17 protein-coding genes are annotated in these 17,228 nt (G+C 39.0%); 8 read left to right on the top strand and 9 right to left on the bottom strand.

The genetic code is table 11. From position 1 onward, the window contains the following. Positions 1-182: 182 nt before the first annotated feature. Positions 183-1,073, bottom strand: a complete 891-nt coding sequence (locus GQR39_RS04445) for a TIGR01777 family oxidoreductase (RefSeq protein WP_165734902.1) — start codon at positions 1,071-1,073, stop codon at positions 183-185. Between the two features lie 170 nt (positions 1,074-1,243). Here GQR39_RS04445 and GQR39_RS04440 point away from each other — a divergent pair, with 170 nt between their 5' ends. Continuing rightward, positions 1,244-2,281 carry an AI-2E family transporter gene (locus GQR39_RS04440; protein ID WP_007585280.1) on the top strand — a complete coding sequence of 346 codons (1,038 nt, stop codon included), beginning with the start codon at positions 1,244-1,246 and terminating at the stop codon, positions 2,279-2,281. Positions 2,282-2,350: 69 nt separating this feature from the next. Here the strand turns inward: GQR39_RS04440 and GQR39_RS04435 are convergent, their stop codons facing one another. The 6 genes from GQR39_RS04435 to GQR39_RS04410 all read right to left on the bottom strand — a co-directional run bounded on the left by GQR39_RS04435 (position 2,351) and on the right by GQR39_RS04410 (position 6,845). Continuing rightward, positions 2,351-3,430 (bottom strand): FAD-dependent oxidoreductase, encoded by a 1,080-nt coding sequence (locus GQR39_RS04435; protein ID WP_165734901.1) that lies wholly within the window; start codon positions 3,428-3,430, stop codon positions 2,351-2,353. 286 nt (positions 3,431-3,716) lie between these two features. Continuing rightward, positions 3,717-4,127: a hypothetical protein gene (locus GQR39_RS04430; protein WP_007585278.1), complete on the bottom strand. Its 411-nt coding sequence runs from the start codon at positions 4,125-4,127 to the stop codon at positions 3,717-3,719. Next, complete coding sequence (locus GQR39_RS04425; protein WP_010552535.1) at positions 4,114-5,451, bottom strand: ATP-binding protein; 1,338 nt, start codon at positions 5,449-5,451, stop codon at positions 4,114-4,116. Before GQR39_RS04425 ends, GQR39_RS04430 begins: the two co-directional genes overlap by 14 nt. Beyond that, complete coding sequence (locus GQR39_RS04420; protein WP_007375447.1) at positions 5,445-6,119, bottom strand: response regulator transcription factor; 675 nt, start codon at positions 6,117-6,119, stop codon at positions 5,445-5,447. Before GQR39_RS04420 ends, GQR39_RS04425 begins: the two co-directional genes overlap by 7 nt. A 3-nt stretch (positions 6,120-6,122) precedes the next feature. After that, positions 6,123-6,380 (bottom strand): PepSY domain-containing protein, encoded by a 258-nt coding sequence (locus GQR39_RS04415; protein WP_002959808.1) that lies wholly within the window; start codon positions 6,378-6,380, stop codon positions 6,123-6,125. Between the two features lie 162 nt (positions 6,381-6,542). Beyond that, complete coding sequence (locus GQR39_RS04410; RefSeq protein WP_010552536.1) at positions 6,543-6,845, bottom strand: YciI family protein; 303 nt, start codon at positions 6,843-6,845, stop codon at positions 6,543-6,545. Positions 6,846-7,034: 189 nt separating this feature from the next. Between GQR39_RS04410 and GQR39_RS04405 the strand changes: the two genes are divergently transcribed. Together GQR39_RS04405 and GQR39_RS04400 are read left to right on the top strand one after the other, a co-directional pair. After that, positions 7,035-8,459, top strand: a complete 1,425-nt coding sequence (locus GQR39_RS04405; protein WP_010552537.1) for a sodium-dependent transporter — start codon at positions 7,035-7,037, stop codon at positions 8,457-8,459. A 275-nt stretch (positions 8,460-8,734) separates the two neighbouring features. Beyond that, complete coding sequence (locus GQR39_RS04400; RefSeq protein WP_165726361.1) at positions 8,735-9,187, top strand: DUF1311 domain-containing protein; 453 nt, start codon at positions 8,735-8,737, stop codon at positions 9,185-9,187. A 53-nt stretch (positions 9,188-9,240) separates the two neighbouring features. Here GQR39_RS04400 and glp read toward each other — a convergent pair whose 3' ends face one another. Then, positions 9,241-10,458 (bottom strand): gephyrin-like molybdotransferase Glp, encoded by a 1,218-nt coding sequence (glp, locus tag GQR39_RS04395; RefSeq protein WP_010552539.1) that lies wholly within the window; start codon positions 10,456-10,458, stop codon positions 9,241-9,243. A 45-nt stretch (positions 10,459-10,503) separates the two neighbouring features. Between glp and modA the strand changes: the two genes are divergently transcribed. The 3 genes from modA to GQR39_RS04380 are packed head-to-tail and all read left to right on the top strand — an operon-like array spanning position 10,504 to position 12,950. Beyond that, on the top strand, positions 10,504-11,256 hold the full coding sequence (modA, locus tag GQR39_RS04390) for a molybdate ABC transporter substrate-binding protein (protein ID WP_206007762.1): 753 nt from the start codon (positions 10,504-10,506) through the stop codon (positions 11,254-11,256). After that, a complete protein-coding gene (gene modB / locus GQR39_RS04385; protein WP_002959821.1) occupies positions 11,243-11,920 on the top strand; it encodes a molybdate ABC transporter permease subunit in 678 nt (225 codons plus the stop codon). Before modA ends, modB begins: the two co-directional genes overlap by 14 nt. 1 nt (position 11,921) lies before the next feature. Next, a complete protein-coding gene (locus GQR39_RS04380) occupies positions 11,922-12,950 on the top strand; it encodes an ATP-binding cassette domain-containing protein (protein WP_165734900.1) in 1,029 nt (342 codons plus the stop codon). Here GQR39_RS04380 and moeB read toward each other — a convergent pair whose 3' ends face one another. Further along, entirely contained in the window at positions 12,951-13,709 is a 759-nt protein-coding gene (gene moeB / locus GQR39_RS04375) for a molybdopterin-synthase adenylyltransferase MoeB (protein ID WP_024607902.1), read from the bottom strand. A 288-nt stretch (positions 13,710-13,997) separates the two neighbouring features. Between moeB and GQR39_RS04370 the strand changes: the two genes are divergently transcribed. Next, a complete protein-coding gene (locus GQR39_RS04370) occupies positions 13,998-15,467 on the top strand; it encodes a NarK family nitrate/nitrite MFS transporter (RefSeq protein WP_165734899.1) in 1,470 nt (489 codons plus the stop codon). A 13-nt stretch (positions 15,468-15,480) separates the two neighbouring features. Beyond that, positions 15,481-17,223 carry a bifunctional protein-serine/threonine kinase/phosphatase gene (locus tag GQR39_RS04365; RefSeq protein ID WP_165734898.1) on the top strand — a complete coding sequence of 581 codons (1,743 nt, stop codon included), beginning with the start codon at positions 15,481-15,483 and terminating at the stop codon, positions 17,221-17,223. Positions 17,224-17,228 lie beyond the last annotated feature (5 nt).

The raw sequence follows: 17,228 nt of genomic DNA, 5'->3' as shown, positions 1-17,228 counted from the left end.
ATAAAAGAGAAGAAGATCACAGTAGGCAAATGAAACATGATTTATTCTCTTTATTATAAAATGATGAAATATATATTTAACTAACTGTTGTAATTATTATGTATTAATAAGAAAAGGTCAATTCAGTTAAAAGGATTGCTTTTTCAATTTTCATATTTTACCTCAAGAATTATTAACGCCCGCTAAACCAAACTCTCTAAAGCTGATTTAATATCAGGATGATGAAAACGATAATTATGAACGAGTGCCTTTTTAGGGACTACAAATTGCCCGGTTGTTAGTAAGTCTGACATTTCGCCCATTAAGAGTTTAAGCACTGCCGTTGGCATGGGGATAAATGCAGGTCGCGATAACGCCTCGCCTAAGCTTTCACTAAATTGAGCGTTGCTTACCGGATTTGGTGCAGTTGCGTTAACTGGGCCAGATATTTCTGGATGCTTAATAATAAAGAGTATTAGCTGAATCATATCGTCGATGTGTATCCACGACATTCCTTGCTCGCCATTACCAATTGGGCCGCCTAAACACAATTTAAAAGCGGGTAGCATTTTACTTAATGCTCCACCTTTTTTAGCTAAAACAATACCCGTGCGCAAAAGGCACACTCTGGTGTGTTCTGATTGCGCGAGTAGCGCTGCATTTTCCCAGTCTTTACAAAGCTGGTGGCTAAATTCGTCGTGTGGGTTTTCAAAAGTTTCATCAATAGGGTTACTATTTTGTCGACCATAAAATCCAACGGCGCTTCCAGATATATAAGTATGCGGGGCAGTGCTACAAGCTTTAATAGCTTCACTAATTTGTTGTGTAACACCAATACGGCTGTCGCGTATTATTTGCTTTTGTTTGTCGCTCCAGCGTTTATTTACAATAGGTTCGCCAGCTAGATTAATAACAATATCAACAGTGTTAAAATCTACTGCATTGACATTGCTTACGGCTTTAACTTTATGGCCTAATAATACGTTTGCTTTAGTCGGATTTCGGCTAAGCACAGAAACAGTATTATGATGAAGTAAAAAAGGGCATAAGTGCTTACCAATTAATCCCGTCGCGCCAGTAATAAATATATGCATTATTAATCCTTACAATAAAATAGTAGCAAGTGATTAAAAAACATACTCGCTAGCAAACAGCTTTGCAAATTTATACGTAAAACAGGCTTTTATGATCACTTCGTAATTATTTCATTTAATTACCTTTTGCCTTACACTAAAGCCATATCATTAATAAAAGGGTTAATAAATTGGCAAGTTTAACTGGAGTAAATAAAAGCTTAATAGTTTTTGCTTCCTTAGTGGTCGTACTCGCGGGGATAAAAGCGGCAAGTGTAATTATTATTCCGTTTATTTTGGCGGCGTTTATTGCCATTATTTGTAATCCGCTTATCAAGTTTTTTGCGCGCTACCGAATTCCTAAAGGTATTGCTGTTATGTTGGTAGTGCTTATTATAGTTGGCTTAGGTGTAAGCCTTGGCGGGCTTGTAGGGCAATCAATAAACGATTTTTCGCAGCAACTTCCTGAGTATAAAACACAACTCAAAGAAGAATTTGTATGGCTTGTAGATTTAGCATCTCAATACAACATACTGATTAATAAAGAACAGTTAATCAATATGTTCGACCCAGGTAAAATGGTTGATGTAGCCACTAATATGCTCACCGGTTTAGGTGGCGTAATGGCAAACATGTTTTTAATTATTTTAACCGTTGTTTTTATGTTGTTTGAAGGGCCAATGCTGAGCAAAAAAATACACATGGCACTTGAAGATCCCGATAGCAAAATGAAGCAAATTGACCGCTTTTTAGAGTCTATTAATTCATATCTGGCAATTAAAACACTAGTAAGTTTAGGTACGGGTATTATTGCTGCGTTTTACTTATGGATTTTAGACGTTGACTACTTTGTGCTGTGGGGGGTATTGGCATTTATGTTCAATTACATTCCTAATATTGGGTCAATTATTGCGGCTGTACCGGCTGTATTACTTGCGCTTATTACTCAAGGTCCGTTAATTGCGGGATTGGTTGCTGCAGGTTATTTAACAATAAATACGGTGATGGGCAATATTGTAGAGCCTAAGTTTTTGGGCAAAGGGCTGGGTCTTTCAACGCTAGTGGTATTTTTATCATTAATATTTTGGGGCTGGTTATTAGGTACTGTGGGTATGCTTTTATCTGTGCCCTTAACTATGATTGTAAAAATAGGCTTAGAAGCCAGTGCTGAAGGTAAGTGGGTTGCCACTCTACTAGGCAGTGGCGAAGACGTTGCTAAAAATAACTAACATCTATAACTATCAAGGGCTGTAAAATTAAAGCCCTTGATGGTTAAGTTATCAGTAAATACAGGGCTATTAATTAACAAACAATTTAATAGCGTCATCCACCGCGTTTATTGCGCCTTCTAAATATCCTGCTTCTTGTTTTGCAAACTCACTCGCTACAAAATGAATATTGAGGTTACTTATTTCCTCACCTAAGCCTGAAAAATCAAATTCTGGGTGCTGCGAAGGTTGAGTTTGATCGTCTCTATTAGCTACAAACTTATCGTCTGCCCAGTCTTTGATAAAATACCCCGTTGCCTTTTCAGCATCTTTACCATAAAAGTAGCTAAGCTGCTGGGCACAGGCTTGAATTAATTGCTCTTTAGTTACTTGGTTTCGTGATAAGTAGGGCACACCTATAAAGCCAAATAATGCGGCGTAATTGCCATCTTCAGCACTGGCATCGTGAATTTCGACCATTGGGCCTACGCGACTAAAGCATTGCCCTGATAAGTTTTTATCACGCCAAAGTGCATGTTCAAAAGTAGCTATAAATTTGGCTTGTCCTGCCATCCATGTAGGTACACTACTAAGGCGGTTTATGAGCGTTGGAGTAGCCCATAGTTCAGGTGTTAAGTGTGTTGTAACCATACGAGCAGGAATAGCTGAAATTAGTTTTTCAGTAGTAAAGTGCTTTATATTACCTAAGTGATTAACTGTAATTTGCCAGTTATTATCACCTTTTTTAAGCTCAGTGACATTGTGTTCCAATAACACTGAATCAGGATTAAGTTGCTCGTATAAGGCAGTTATTAAGGTATTCATGCCGTGTTTGAGTCTAAATAGTTGCATATCTCCAGCACCTGCAATTTGTTGAGGCTGTTTGGCGTTAGGTGCTTGATATAACACATCACCTTTGTTGTATTGCTCAAATATACTTAAGTGGAGTGACTTTACTAAAGCTTGGATTTTTGGTTGGTGAGGAAATATCCACGTAGGACCCAAATCAAAACTAACATCGTTATTTATTGGTGATTGCGCAGCAAAAATTCGGCCGCCTAATTGCGATTTAGCTTCCAGTAATAAGTACTCAATATTAAGCAGTTGTAATTTATACGCACTGTATAAGCCGGCCAGTCCGCCACCTATAATTATTACTGGTTTAGTCATTTGTTTACCTATTAGCTATTTAGCAATCTACTAGTAGGTAGTTTGTTTTGATATGAATAAATTGTCAAGTAGGCTAAAGGGAACGAGTAGTGAAACGTAATACCAATCTGCTTATATACGAGGTCTATTTAACGTTAAGAAAATTACGCTAGAACTAGGCAAAAATTTTTGTATCTAGTTGTTCTAAATAAAAAATTTTTAACGACGTTATAGTGCAATTTAATTCGTTAAATTGATCAAAGATTTATGCAGGTTGGTATAACTAGTCTAGTGCGCTTAAGTTACGTTAAAATGGGTGTTTTAGTGATTCTGTAAATTGATTTATAAGCTCAATTTCACAGAGTTTATAGCTAATGGCCGCTGTTGTCGCATTAGGAAGTTTTATTAAGTAACGCCATTGGCAGGCACTCTCAAGGTACTTTTCGTTATTTTTAATGCTGCGCATAAATAACGGCAATACTTGCGTATTGCCTGTGCTTTCTTGTGATTTAGTTAGCTCATATTTGCGCTTTTGTATCCAACTGCCTTGTGCTTGCTTTGCTTTATCGATCTGGCTATCTAGGCATTGAATATACCGCTTAGCTTCATCGGTTGTTGCTTTAGCGGCTAAAGTACATGCTTCATCTGCAAAGCTGTACTGGCTTGTAGTTAATAGCACAATGGCAGTTAGTTTTAATAAATAGTTACTTTTTGTCATTGTAATTAAACTCTAAGATAAATTGAGCGCCGGCTAAGTTATCAGCATCGGTAATGGTAAGCGTCCCGTTATACGACTTAACTAAATCAGATACAATCGCCATGCCTACGCCGTGTCCGCTTTCGTATGTATCGAGGCGAGTACCACGTGTAAGTAAAGATTCACGTTTATCCTCTGGCACACCAGGGCCATCATCGCTAATTCCAATACACAGAGTTTTACTTTGGATTACTTGTATTTCTACTTGCGAGCGACACGCTTTACAGGCGTTATCAATTAAGTTACCGAGTAATTCCATTAAATCTGTTTGGTCACCTAAAAAGTAATCTTTTTCGGTTACGGTGCAGGTAAAAATAATATCTTTATCACGGTATACTTTTGCCATAGCACTGAGTATTGAATCAAGTACTGGCTTAATAGGTGTTTGCTTTTTCCACGTGTCTGATGCACCGGTTGCAGCACGCTTTAATTGGTGCTCGATCATCACATTAATTCGGTCGAGTTGTTCTTGTGCATCGGCATCGTTTGCCAATGGACTTGATTTTAGTACTGCAAGCGGTGTTTTAAGTGCATGAGCAAGGTCGCTTAATGAGGCTCTGTAGCGCTCTTTTTGGCGCTGTTGCGACTCAAGTAGTAAGTTTAGGTCTGCTTTTATTGTTTGCAGCTCTACAGGGTAGAGGCCTTTAATTTCTTGAATATCACCCGATTCAATCGCTTTTATTTCTTTATCGAGTCGTTGGAGTGGGCGAGCGCTCCAAATGAAACCAATAGCCATTAGGCCTGCAATTGCAATCCCCATGATAAACATCCAATCTACAAGGGTTTGCTTAAAGCCATCCATTATACGAAGTAGAGCGTCGTTACGTTTGACTAATATAAAGCGAGCTTGTTCTGATTGATCTATGTTGTTTAAAATTACAGTCAGGCTAAGTTGCCAGTACGCGGTATTATTATACTCCACACGCCTGAAGTCGGCGGCACCTGCTTTGGTTTCTATTTGTTGAGGTACATAGTTTAAATTTACAGCCGATTCTGAGTTCCAAACAGGGTCATCATCGCGGTAAATCATTGCGTAGGTATCTGAATTTAATCTGTTTAACTCAGGCGCTAAAATAGTGCTGGGCATAATAATACCATGCTCAGTAAAGTCGACTTCAGATATTAGCGAGTAGAGCTGCGCCTCGAGGGTTTTTTCTGTCGCATCAACAAGCGAAGCGTAATACGCTTTGCCAATTGAATAAAATAAGATAGGGAGTGCGACTAATAAAACAAAGACAAGGATAAATCCTTGCCTTATTTTTAACGATATTTGCGGTATTACCACTGGCTTTTAAGCCTGTAACCACGCCCACGTAGTGTTTCTACTGGGTTTAGTACGCCTTCAGGGTCAAGCTTTTTACGCAAACGTAGTACAAATACTTCAATTACGTTTGAATCAAGGTCGAAGTCTTGGTCGTAAATATGCTCAGTAAGTTCTGATTTAGAAATTACTTTTTGCGGATTTACCATTAAGTATTCAAGTACTTTATATTCGTAAGCTGTAAGGCTAAGCTCTTTATCATCAACCCATACCTGTTGTGAACGTGTATGAATTTTAATTGGACCCGCAGTCATTTCTGGATTTGCTTTACCAGCACTGCGACGAATTAATGCATTACAACGTGCAATAAGTTCTTCAACATGAAATGGTTTAGTAAGGTAGTCATCTGCACCTGCATCTAAACCTTCTACTTTATCCTGCCAGCGATCGCGCGCTGTTAAGATTAAAATAGGGATAGTAATGCCTTGTGCTCGTGCTTTATTGATTAGCTCAATACCGTCTATTTTAGGTAAACCTAAATCAACTACGGCCATATCAAGCGGGTATTCTGTAATGTGGAAAAGACCTGCTTCACCATCGTGACATAAATCCACGCTGTAACGTTCTTTTTCTAAAGCATTACGTAGGTTATCTGCTAAATGTAAATCGTCTTCAATAACTAAAATTCGCATTTGTTAATCCTTTTTCACTTCGCCGGTTTTTTTATTTATATGTAAATCAACGACGTGGCCGTCAGATTTGAGTATTCGTACGGTATAAAAATCTGTTTTTTCGGTAATTTTTAAGGTCTTACCGCCTATTGTTTTCTTTGCAAGTATTACGGCTTTCTTTTTGTCCACCTCAGCATGAGATGCTTGGGTGGCCGTCGCTGCTTGAGCAAAGTTAGCTAAGCTAACACAAGCAATAAAACCGAGGCTTAATAATACGCGCATAATGGAAAACTCCTAGACCAGACCCACTTAGTTTAATTAACTAAGTTACTAAAATTCAAGTAAAAACGCTAAATTCGCTTTTATCTCAGTAATTTTAATTAAAATCTTGTGAACAAACCCTGAATTACAGTGCAACACACGCTCTTAGGGTTTAATACACTTTTAAGCAGGGAACACTTTTTTGAAAGGTTTAACAATTGTATTTTCATAGATGCCAGCGGCAACGTAAGGGTCAGCTGCTGCCCACTCTCGAGCTGCTTCTATTGACTCAAACTCAGCAACAACTAATGAACCGGTAAAACCTGCTTCTTGAGGATCTTCACTATCGACTGCCGGAAACGGACCCGCAGTTAATAAACGGTTTTGTGAATCAAGCTCACTAAGGCGTGCTAAATGTGCCGGGCGTGCTGCTTTTCTAAGCTCTAAGCTGTTTTCAACGTCTGTTGAGTGAATCATGTACAACATAAGGAATCTCATAAAAATTGTTAAATTTGATTAACGCAATACTACCACAGCGTTGAAAATTGGTGAATTAAAAGCGTATTTACACAGGTTTACACTTCGATTTTATTTTTAAGCTGTAATTGCTTGAAAATCTCTGTGTAACACTGGTAGAGTCGCTGAAATATACAAAATAATAAAAAGGTTTTATGCATGAGCGAAAATAGAGAACGATTTAGTTCCCGTCTCGGATTCATAATGGCAGCGGCAGGTTCGGCTGTTGGTATTGGTAATTTAGTTGGTTTTCCGGTTTCTGCTACCAAAAATGGTGGTGGCGCATTCTTATTAATTTACGCTTTATTTGTCGTATTTATTTGTTTACCAGTCATGATGGCTGAAATGGCAATGGGTCGTAACGCTCAAAAAGATCCACTTGGTTCGTACAAGCTATTATCTAATAACGATAAAAAATGGAAGCTAGCAGGTTTTTTAGCGGTGCTTACACCATTTATGATTGCTGTGTTTTATATGGTAATTACGGTTTGGATTTTTGGTTACTTAACGCAAACAGGCCTCGGTAATTTAGATTTACTTGCAGATCCTGGCCACTTTGGTGTTTTTATTAATAGTTACACTGTGTTTGGTTATATGGCCGTTGTGGTTATTATTGTTAACTTAATTTTATTAGGGGGTGTTAAACAAGGCATAGAAAAAGCCGCTAAATTTTTAATGCCAGCCTTACTTTTCATGCTACTTGCTTTAGTTACTTATGTATTAACGCTTGATAACGCAATGGCCGGTGTTAAATACTACATTATTCCTGATTTTTCTAAGATGAGTGCAAGTGTACTTAATGGCGCATTAAGCCAAGCGTTTTTCTCGCTATCGCTGGGTATGGGTATATTAATGACTTACGCGTCGTATATTTCTAAAAAGGATGACATTGTAAGTAGCGCGAAAATGGTCGCTATTACAGACTCACTCGTTGCGTTTGTAGCGGGCCTAATGGTGTTGCCCGCTATATTTAGCTTTGATCCAAACACAGACCCATCAGCACTTTCTGACTCGTCTGTATCAATGATTTTTGTATACCTACCTAAAATATTATTAGCACTGCAAAATGATATTGGTTATGTAGGTGCGTCTATTGTTGCGTTCTCATTCTTCTTATTAGTATTTTTTGCAGCGATTACTTCACTTGTTTCAATAGTAGAAGTACCGACAGCAACACTAAGTGACCGTAAAGGTATTAGCCGTAAAAAAGCATTGGGCATCCTTACACTTTCAACCGGTGTACTTACTATTTTATGTACAATGTCGTTTGGTATGATTGACAGCCTTACTTCGTTCACCAGTTATGGCGGCGTTAATAAGAGCTTTTTTGATATTATTGTTGATGTATTTTACGACACAATTTTACCGCTTAATGGCTTAATGGTGTGTTTGTTTGTAATGTACCGCTGGAAAAAAGCACGCTTAACACAAGAGCTAAGCTTAGGTTCGCCTAATTATGCGGGAAGCTTGATGGAAAAGTACGTTAACTTTTCACTTTCAACGTTTATTCCTGTCATTCTAGCTGTGATATTTATAAATACAGTGGCGACTAAGTTTTTTGATTTAAAAATATTTGGTTTTTAAATAGACCTCTTTAAAAGCTTATTGAATAATATAATGCCGCTCAGCTAAGCTTAGCGGCATTTTTTATAGGCGTTTTTTACAGGTATCTGGTCTAACTATTATACCAACCTGCATAAATCTTTGATCAATTTAACGAATTAAATTGCACTATAACGTCGTTAAAAATTTTTTATTTAGAACAACTAGATACAAAAATTTTTGCCTAGTTCTAGCGTAATTTTCTTAACGTTAAATAGACCCCATATATAAGCAGATTGGTATTAAAGAGATTTAAAATGAATAAAATTATTATTGGGTTTGCTTTTGCTATTTCATCATTTGGCGCATTTGCACAAAGCGCTGATGGTTGGCCAGAAGGCGGTGCAATGCACACGGGCAATACTTATAATTTAGAGGGCAATAGATACAAAACTAAAATCAGTAAAATGATGGATGAAATCTACCCACAACTAAATGACGATTACCAAGTAGATGCAGTTAAAGCACAAATAAAAGCATGGGAGCAGTATATAGATGCTACATGTAACGTTGTTGGCATAGCAACGGGTGCCGGTGGCTCTTGGCCCTCAACGTATAGTGTTAAATGCGAAAGAAGCCTAAGTTATGATAGATACTTTGCGACTAAAAATGCGCTAAAGTGTGTTAATAGATTAAGCAAAGAAGAGTTTGTAGGACATAGCGAAAAGTTAAATTGTTTAATTCAAACATTAAATATAAAAATATTTTAAGACCTACATAGCGCTACAGCTAAATTATACAGTTAGCTGTAGCATTTTAGGCTTTATAGCAACTCAATACTTACTGTTGCGCCTTTTTCGATATTGCCGCTTTGTGCTGGCACTACAATTAAGCAGTTAGCTTTACTAAGCGACGAAAGTACACCCGAGCCCTGTTTATTAAACGGGGCAACCACCAAGTCACCTTGCTCGTTAATTGTTGCTGTACCGCGCTGAAAATCAGCTCTGCCAGGGCGCTTTTTAATAACGGATGTAGTAACAGCGTTAAAACGCATTTTAGGGTTTACTTCACCAAGACCCGACAGCTTTTGCAGTGCCGGCTCTACTAACTGATTAAACGTAACTGCAGCCGACACAGGGTTACCTGGCAAGCCAAAAAAGTAACTGTTACTTAGTTTACCAAAGGCAAAAGGTTTGCCTGGTTTCATGGCTATTTTCCAAAAGTGAATTTCGCCAATTTCGTTGAGCACTTCTTTAGTAAAGTCGGCTTCACCAACCGATACACCGCCTGAGCTTATTACGGCATCGGCAAGTTCGTTCGCTTTTAAAAATGCATTAGTGATGAGTTCTTTGTCATCAGGAATAATTCCTAAATCAATCACGTCTATATTTTTTTGTTGCAGCGCACTAATAATAACAGCGCGGTTGCTTTCAAAAATAGCGCCTTGCTTAAGCGGCTGACCAGGTTCTATTAGCTCATCGCCGGTAGAAAGCACGGCTATTTTTAAGGTTCTTACCACGTCTATATTGGCAATTCCCAAAGATGCAAGTAACCCCACATCAACGGCTTTTAATTTATCGCCTGCTTTTAAAATAACATCGTCAATTGCAATATCTTCACCAGCAAAACGCACGTTTTCATTTAGCTCAGGTTGCGCAGTAAACGTAATTTTATCGCCATCAACCGAGGCGTTTTCTTGCATTACAACGCCGTTAGCGCCTGGTGCAATGGCGGCGCCGGTCATTATTCTTACGCATTGCCCTGGGGTAAGCGTTTCTTCAAAAACTTGCCCCGCAAACACGCTACCTACTTGTGTATAGGTTAAGCTTTTATCTGAAATACATAGCGCATAGCCATCCATTGCAGAGTTGTTATGAGCTGGTACGTTTATAGTTGATTTAACATCGCTTGCTAAAACGCGATCAACGCTTTGCATTATAGTGATGGTTTCAACGTCTTTAACTGGCGTTATTGAGCCAAGTATATTTTGTATTGCAGTTTCAATTGGCAATAAACCGGGTGCATTGCAAACATCGTTCATATATATTGCTTACTTAAATCATTTTATTTTGAAACAATACTTATAATGTCAAAGCTTTACAATACATGGTTGGGTTATTTTTTGCTTATCGCATGCATGCTTTCGTGCGGCGTAAACGCAAAAGAAACGCTGCAAGTAGCCGTAGCGAGTAATTTTAAAACTGTATTGCAAACCCTACTAAAAAAATCCCCATTACCTAATGTTGAAGTGAAAATATCAGCCGCTTCTAGCGGTGTTTTATATTCGCAAATAGTTCATGGTGCGCCATTTGATGTGTTTTTATCGGCCGACGATTTTCGACCGCAATCACTTATTAAAGAAGGCTATGCCGAGCAAAGCAGCTTAATCACTTACGCGTTAGGCGAACTTGCTTTGTGGCAACCCAAAGCTGAAAAAGTAAATGATAAAGTAGCCATTGCTAATCCGCGTTTTTCACCATACGGGCGTGCCTCAGAGCACTACGCGAATAACCATTTTAAAAAGCCAGTAAATTATGTGTACGGTAATAATATTACGCATGCATTTCAGTTTGTTGAAAGTGGTAATGTAGGAATAGGGCTGGTGGCTGTTTCATCACTAAAGGCAGCTTACAGTAACACGCAAGATCAAAAATATTTAGATTACACCGTGCTGCCTACAAATCAATATCCCGATATAATTCAACAAGGCGTTATTATTAGCTCGACTAAAAAGCGTGCTAGCGCTAAGCAACTCATGCAATTTTTAATGACGCAGGCTACGCAGCAGCAGTTAATTGAATTAGGTTACAGAATAAAGGACAACAATGCTTCAAAGTGATTTAACCGCGCTGTGGTTAACTATAAAACTTGCCTTTATAACCGCAGTGCTCCTTCTTGTTTTTTGTATTCCACTGGCTTACAAGCTCGCTGGCTATAACGGTAAATTTAAACCATTTTTAGAGGCATTAATCGCAATGCCTTTAGTGCTGCCGCCTACGTTATTAGGGTTTTACTTACTTGTTTTGTTTTCGCCTGATCACGCTTTTGGGCAGTTTTGGTTTTGGCTAACGGGTACTCAGCTTGCGTTTAGTTTTCAGGGCGTGGTTATTGGCTCGCTTTTTTATTCGCTGCCTTTTGTAATGCAGCCTCTTGTGGCTGGGTTTAAGCATATTAATCAAACCTATAACGAAGCAGCCATTGCGCTTGGGTTAAGCCCGTTTAAACGCTTTGTGCATTTAATTATTCCGCTTTTAAAACCCAGTATTGGTAGCGCATTTGCTTTAGGCTTTGCGCATACATTGGGTGAGTTTGGTTTGGTATTAATGATTGGCGGTAATATTCAGGGGCAAACACAGGTGGTGTCTATTGCGCTTTATGACCATGTTGAATCGTTAAATTATACGGCGGCGCATCAGCTTTCACTTATTTTACTGGCTATTTCGTTTGCCTGTTTAGTGCTGTTATTTAAGTTTAATAAAAGCATTGTAGGGGTTAAGCAATAACATGATTAAGTTAAGCCTTTTTAAAGCACTCAATAATTTTGATTTAGATATAAACCTTGAGCTTGAGTCGTTTAATGTATTGGGTGTTTACGGACCTTCCGGTTCGGGTAAGTCAACATTACTGCGTTGTATTAGCGGTTTAGAGCCTGCAAAAAGTGTTTATGTAAACAATCAGCCAGTGCATGAGTTGCCAAGCGATAAACGCGGTATTACGCTTCAGTTGCAATCTTGCCCGTTGTTTCCTCATTTAGATGTGGCAGGTAATTTAGCGTTTACACAAAAACACTGCGGGAATAAGCAAACAAGCTTAACGCTAGAATACGTTGTTAAAACACTTGAATTACAAGACTTACTAAACCGTGATGTACAAAGCTTATCGGGTGGCGAACGCCAACGTGTAGTATTTGCGCGCACTTTGCTTGCCGGTCAAAAATTTATAATGCTTGATGAGCCTTTTAGCGCGCTTGATTGGTCATTGCGTTTTAAAACACTCACTAAACTTAGCGAGTTTGCAGTTAAGTTTAATATTAAATTTATAATAGTAAGTCACTCATTAAAAGAGCTGCTATTTTGCTGCGATACCCTTATTCAGCTTGATAAAGGTAAGGTGATAAACCAAGGTGCAAGTGCACACGTTGCAAAGGCTATTTATGCAAACGATAGACAAACACCGCTGAGCTTAATTAATTACGACGTGGTTAAATTTGATGAAGACTACGGGCTATATCAACTACAATTACAGCAAAGTGAGCAGCCGCTTTTTGTGCTTCCTGCACTTGTAGATAGCAGTAATAAGCTAATTATAGAAAGTGAGCAAATGTCGTTTAGTGCGTTAAAGCCTGAGCAAACAACGCATAGCAATGTTTTAGAGTCGGTATTAATTCAGGCTGAGCTTATTAATAATAAGTGGCAGTTAACGCTTAATGTAGATGGGCAAACATTGTATTGTTTGGTATCAAGACGAGTGTGGGACAAAAACGACTTTAAAGTGGGCGATGTGCTTTATACAACAATCAGTAATCTAGAATAACTAAATGCTGCACACCGCACATTGACTGTTTTTAGCTATTTTAAAACGATTAAACTCCATGCTTAAACCATCCACCAGCAATAAGTGCTCGCTTAAACCACTTGGCAAACCAGCAAGCATTTTTAGCGCTTCAGTAGCCTGAATGCTGCCTATTAGCCCCACAATAGGGGAAAGTACGCCGGATTCAGAGCAGCTTTGTGTTTGTTCACTAAAAAATTGCGACAAACAACCATAACAATGGCTGTTTTCATCCATAGTAAAACAGGCGACTTGTCCTTCCATACGTATTGCAGAGCCTGACACCAGTGGAACTTTAGCCTTAAAACAGGCGCTATTAAGTGCATTGCGCGTTGTTAGGTTATCTGAGCAATCAATCACTATATCAATGTTATTAAATAGCTGTTCTGTGGAGGTACTTGCATCAAAAAATGCCTCAATAGTGTTTATGTCTATTTCACTATTAAGCGCGTTAAGCTGTTTTTTAGCAGCACTGCATTTTGAACTACCAATATCACTTTCTTTATACAGTATTTGCCTTTGCAGGTTGGTCACGTCTATTTCATCGTTATCAACTAAGGTAAGGGTCCCAACGCCAGATGCCGCTAAGTATTGACCTACCGCACACCCAAGCCCACCCACACCAATAATTAAAGCATGCGATTGCCATAGTCGCTCTTGTCCGTCTATATCAAGCTGCGGGAGCATAATGTGCCGAGAATAGCGCAGTTGCTGCTGGTAAGTTAGCGGTGGCTTTTGCATTTTTAAAATCTCAACCTTTTTTTGAACAATACCAAGTTGTTAAATCCAAGAGCAAGTAGTAACGCTTTTTATTTGCACTCTAACAACCCAGAGCCCTTCACTCATATAGTGCAACTATAACGTATAAAAACAAGTGTTGCATGTAACCATATGAAATTTATGATTTTTAATTAGTGGCTCAGTAATTGCTATATCGGGTTAACTTAAATTTAACAAACATTGGGCTGCTACTCATATAAAAGGGTGGGGCATTAATAAAACAATAATACGTTTACGAGGAAAATAAACATGCAACCGAGTTCTGGGTTTAACCTAATATCGTTTAGCGGAAAAATGAAAGTATTGCATCTAAGTTGGATGGTCTTTTTTGTGTCATTTTTTGTATGGTTTAACCATGCTCCTTTATTAGGTGCCATAGCGGGTTCACTTGGGATCACCATGGCACAAGTTAAAACATTACTAATTTTAAATGTAGCGTTAACTATTCCAGCGCGTGTTGTGGTGGGTATGCTAACCGATAAATTTGGTCCCCGTATTGTTTATGCGGCACTACTTATTAGCTGTAGTATTCCATGTTTTATGTTTGCTATGGCAACCACATTTGAGCAAGCCGCAATAGCGCGTTTTGCTTTAGGCTTTATTGGTGCTGGCTTTGTTGTGGGCATTCGTATGGTGAGTGAATGGTTTCCTGCTAATGAGTTGGGTATAGCTGAAGGTATTTATGGCGGTTGGGGTAACTTTGGTTCAGCAGCAGCGGCTATGTTATTGCCAATTATTGCACTAATGTTTGGCGGCGAAGATGGCTGGCGTTATGCAGTAGGTTTAACCGGTATATTAAGCGTTATATTTGGTGTTATTTGGTACTTAAATGTAACCGATACGCCAAAAGGCGGTACATACTTTAAACCTAAAAAAGTAGGCGCAATGGAAGTTACCAGTAAAGGCGACTTTGTATTACTGCTTATTATGAAAATTCCTATGTACGGCGCATTAGCATTACTTACTTGGAAGCTTTCGCCAACCGGTGCTAACTTAATTTCGGCTAATTTTGTACTTGCTGTGTATGCTTTTTTAGTCCTACTTTATATTTACGAAGTGTATAAAACCTTTGACGTAAATGGTCATATTTTTAAAGAGCCTGTACCTGAGTCGCATCGTTATGAGTTTAAGCAAGTGGCTGTTTTAAATATTTTATATTTTACAACTTTTGGTTCTGAGCTTGCGGTTGTCTCTATGTTGCCGCTGTTTTTTATGGATGTGTTTGCGCTTGATATGGTGTACGCGGGTATTTTAGCCTCTGCTTACGCATTCATGAACTTAGCATCTCGCCCTGGTGGCGGTTGGATTTCAGATAAATTGGGTCGCCGTATAACACTTATTGTACTTACGATGGGTCTTGCTGTTGGTTATTTTGTAATGGGCTTGGTTGATGCATCGTGGCCTTTATGGCTTGCTGTTGTGGCTGCTATGGCATGTTCGTTCTTTGTGCAAGCCGGTGAAGGCGCCGTATTTGCTGCAGTACCGCTAATTAAGCGTCGTTTAACAGGGCAAATTGCAGGTATGACAGGGGCTTATGGTAATGTTGGTGCAGTAGTTTACTTAACGGCATTGTCACTTGTTGATTATCAAACCTTCTTTTTCATTATTGCGGGTAGTGCATTACTTGGCTTAGGCGCACTATTTTTTATGAAAGAACCTGATGGTCATATTACCGAAGTAAATGAAGACGGCACCGTTGAACTTATTTCAGTGACTTAAGGCATTATTGACTATGTTTGATGAAACACACCACGCTAAAGCGCTTGAAAATGAACTCAATGTTTCATTTGGCGGCCACAGCGCTAAAGGGTTAAAAGCAGAAAACCAAGATGCGTTTGCTGCTCTTAATACCAAAGCGCAAGAAAAAGAGTCTAAAGGCGTCATTGCCTGCTTAGCCGATGGGTGTTCATCAGCAAAAAATGCTAAACAAGCGTCTCAACTTTCGGTTACTCATTTTATAAATGAGTATTTAAATACCCCCGAAAGTTGGGCTGTTAAAAAGTCAGTGTCGAAGGTGCTAGCAAGTTTAAATCAGTGGCTGTATTCGCAATCAGTTAATTACAATCACTTAGGTCAGCGCCAAGCTGATTGGATGACGACTTTTACAGCGCTTATTTTAAAGTCGGCAACGGGTTATATATTTCACTTAGGTGATACGCGTATCACCCGCCTACGCGGGACTAAAATAGAGGCGATAACACGGGATCACAAAGTAAACGATACGCTAACGCGTGCACTTGGCGCACAACTTCATCAAGAAATAGATGTTTACGAAGTTGACCTAAAAGCAGACGATATTTATATATTAACCTGCGATGGCGTACACGATGTGCTCCCAAGTAGTGATATAGCTAAATTAATTAATGAGCACACTAATTTAGAAAATGCAGCTAAAGCAATTACCGAACTTGCATTAGCGCGAGGCAGTGACGACAACGTAAGTTGCTTACTGGTAAAAGTAGAAAACATTGCTGAGCAAAAACTAGATGAGCTTTATCATTCGCTAACACGACGAAAAATTCCACCTGCGCTTAATGTTGGACAAAAAATTGATGACTACACGGTTATTCGTAAATTGCATGCTAGTAGTCGCTCGCATATTTATTTAGTGCAACAAGCGCCCGATATACCGCCAGTGGTTTTAAAAGCACCTTCGGTTAATTTTGAAGACGATGTGCACTACCTTCAAGGCTTTATAAGAGAAGGCTGGGTTGGGCAACGCATAAACCATTTAAACGTGATGAAAGTACTGAGTACGCAATCGCAAAGTCGTTTTTTGTATCATATTTGTGAGTACATGGACGGGCAAACACTCAGTGATTGGAAGCACGACGTGCCGCACCCAGAAATAACCCAAGTACGCAGTATTGTTGAACAAATAGTACATGCACTAAGGGCGTTTCAGCGACTCGATATGGTACATCGTGATTTAAAACTCGATAACGTAATGATAGATGCGCACGGCAAAGTAACGCTCATTGATTACGGCACAGTAAGTGTTGCGGCTATGGACGAGTCGGTTAAACAAATTGCGGATGATTGCCCGCAAGGCACTGCCGACTACACCGCGCCCGAAACACTGATTACTATGCACGCCGATTTTAAAAGTGATTTGTTTTCACTTGGCGTTATTGCATACGAGTTATTGTGCTCAAAACTACCTTATAAACCACTGCCACTTAACCACGTAGCGCCAAAAGATTATAGCCATTGGCACTACACAAGTATTCGTAAATACAGAGCCGATATTCCGTTTTGGTTAGATCAAGCCCTTATGAAGGCGCTTGCCCCTAAACCTGAGCTCAGATACCAAGCTTTTTCTGAGTTTATAAACGATATCAATAAACCTAACCCTTATTTAGAAAGTACCGCCAATAAAAGCTCTATACTAAAACGCGATCCAGTGATGGTCTGGAAATGTATTTCGCTGTGTTTATTTATTGCTTTGGTATGTGTATTAATAATTAAAACTTAGAGAAC

Origin of the sequence: Pseudoalteromonas sp. C8 (assembly GCF_011378685.1) — a bacterium.
In the GTDB taxonomy this organism is placed as follows: Bacteria; Pseudomonadota; Gammaproteobacteria; order Enterobacterales; family Alteromonadaceae; genus Pseudoalteromonas; species Pseudoalteromonas arctica.
This window is presented reverse-complemented; position numbering and strand designations above follow the sequence as displayed.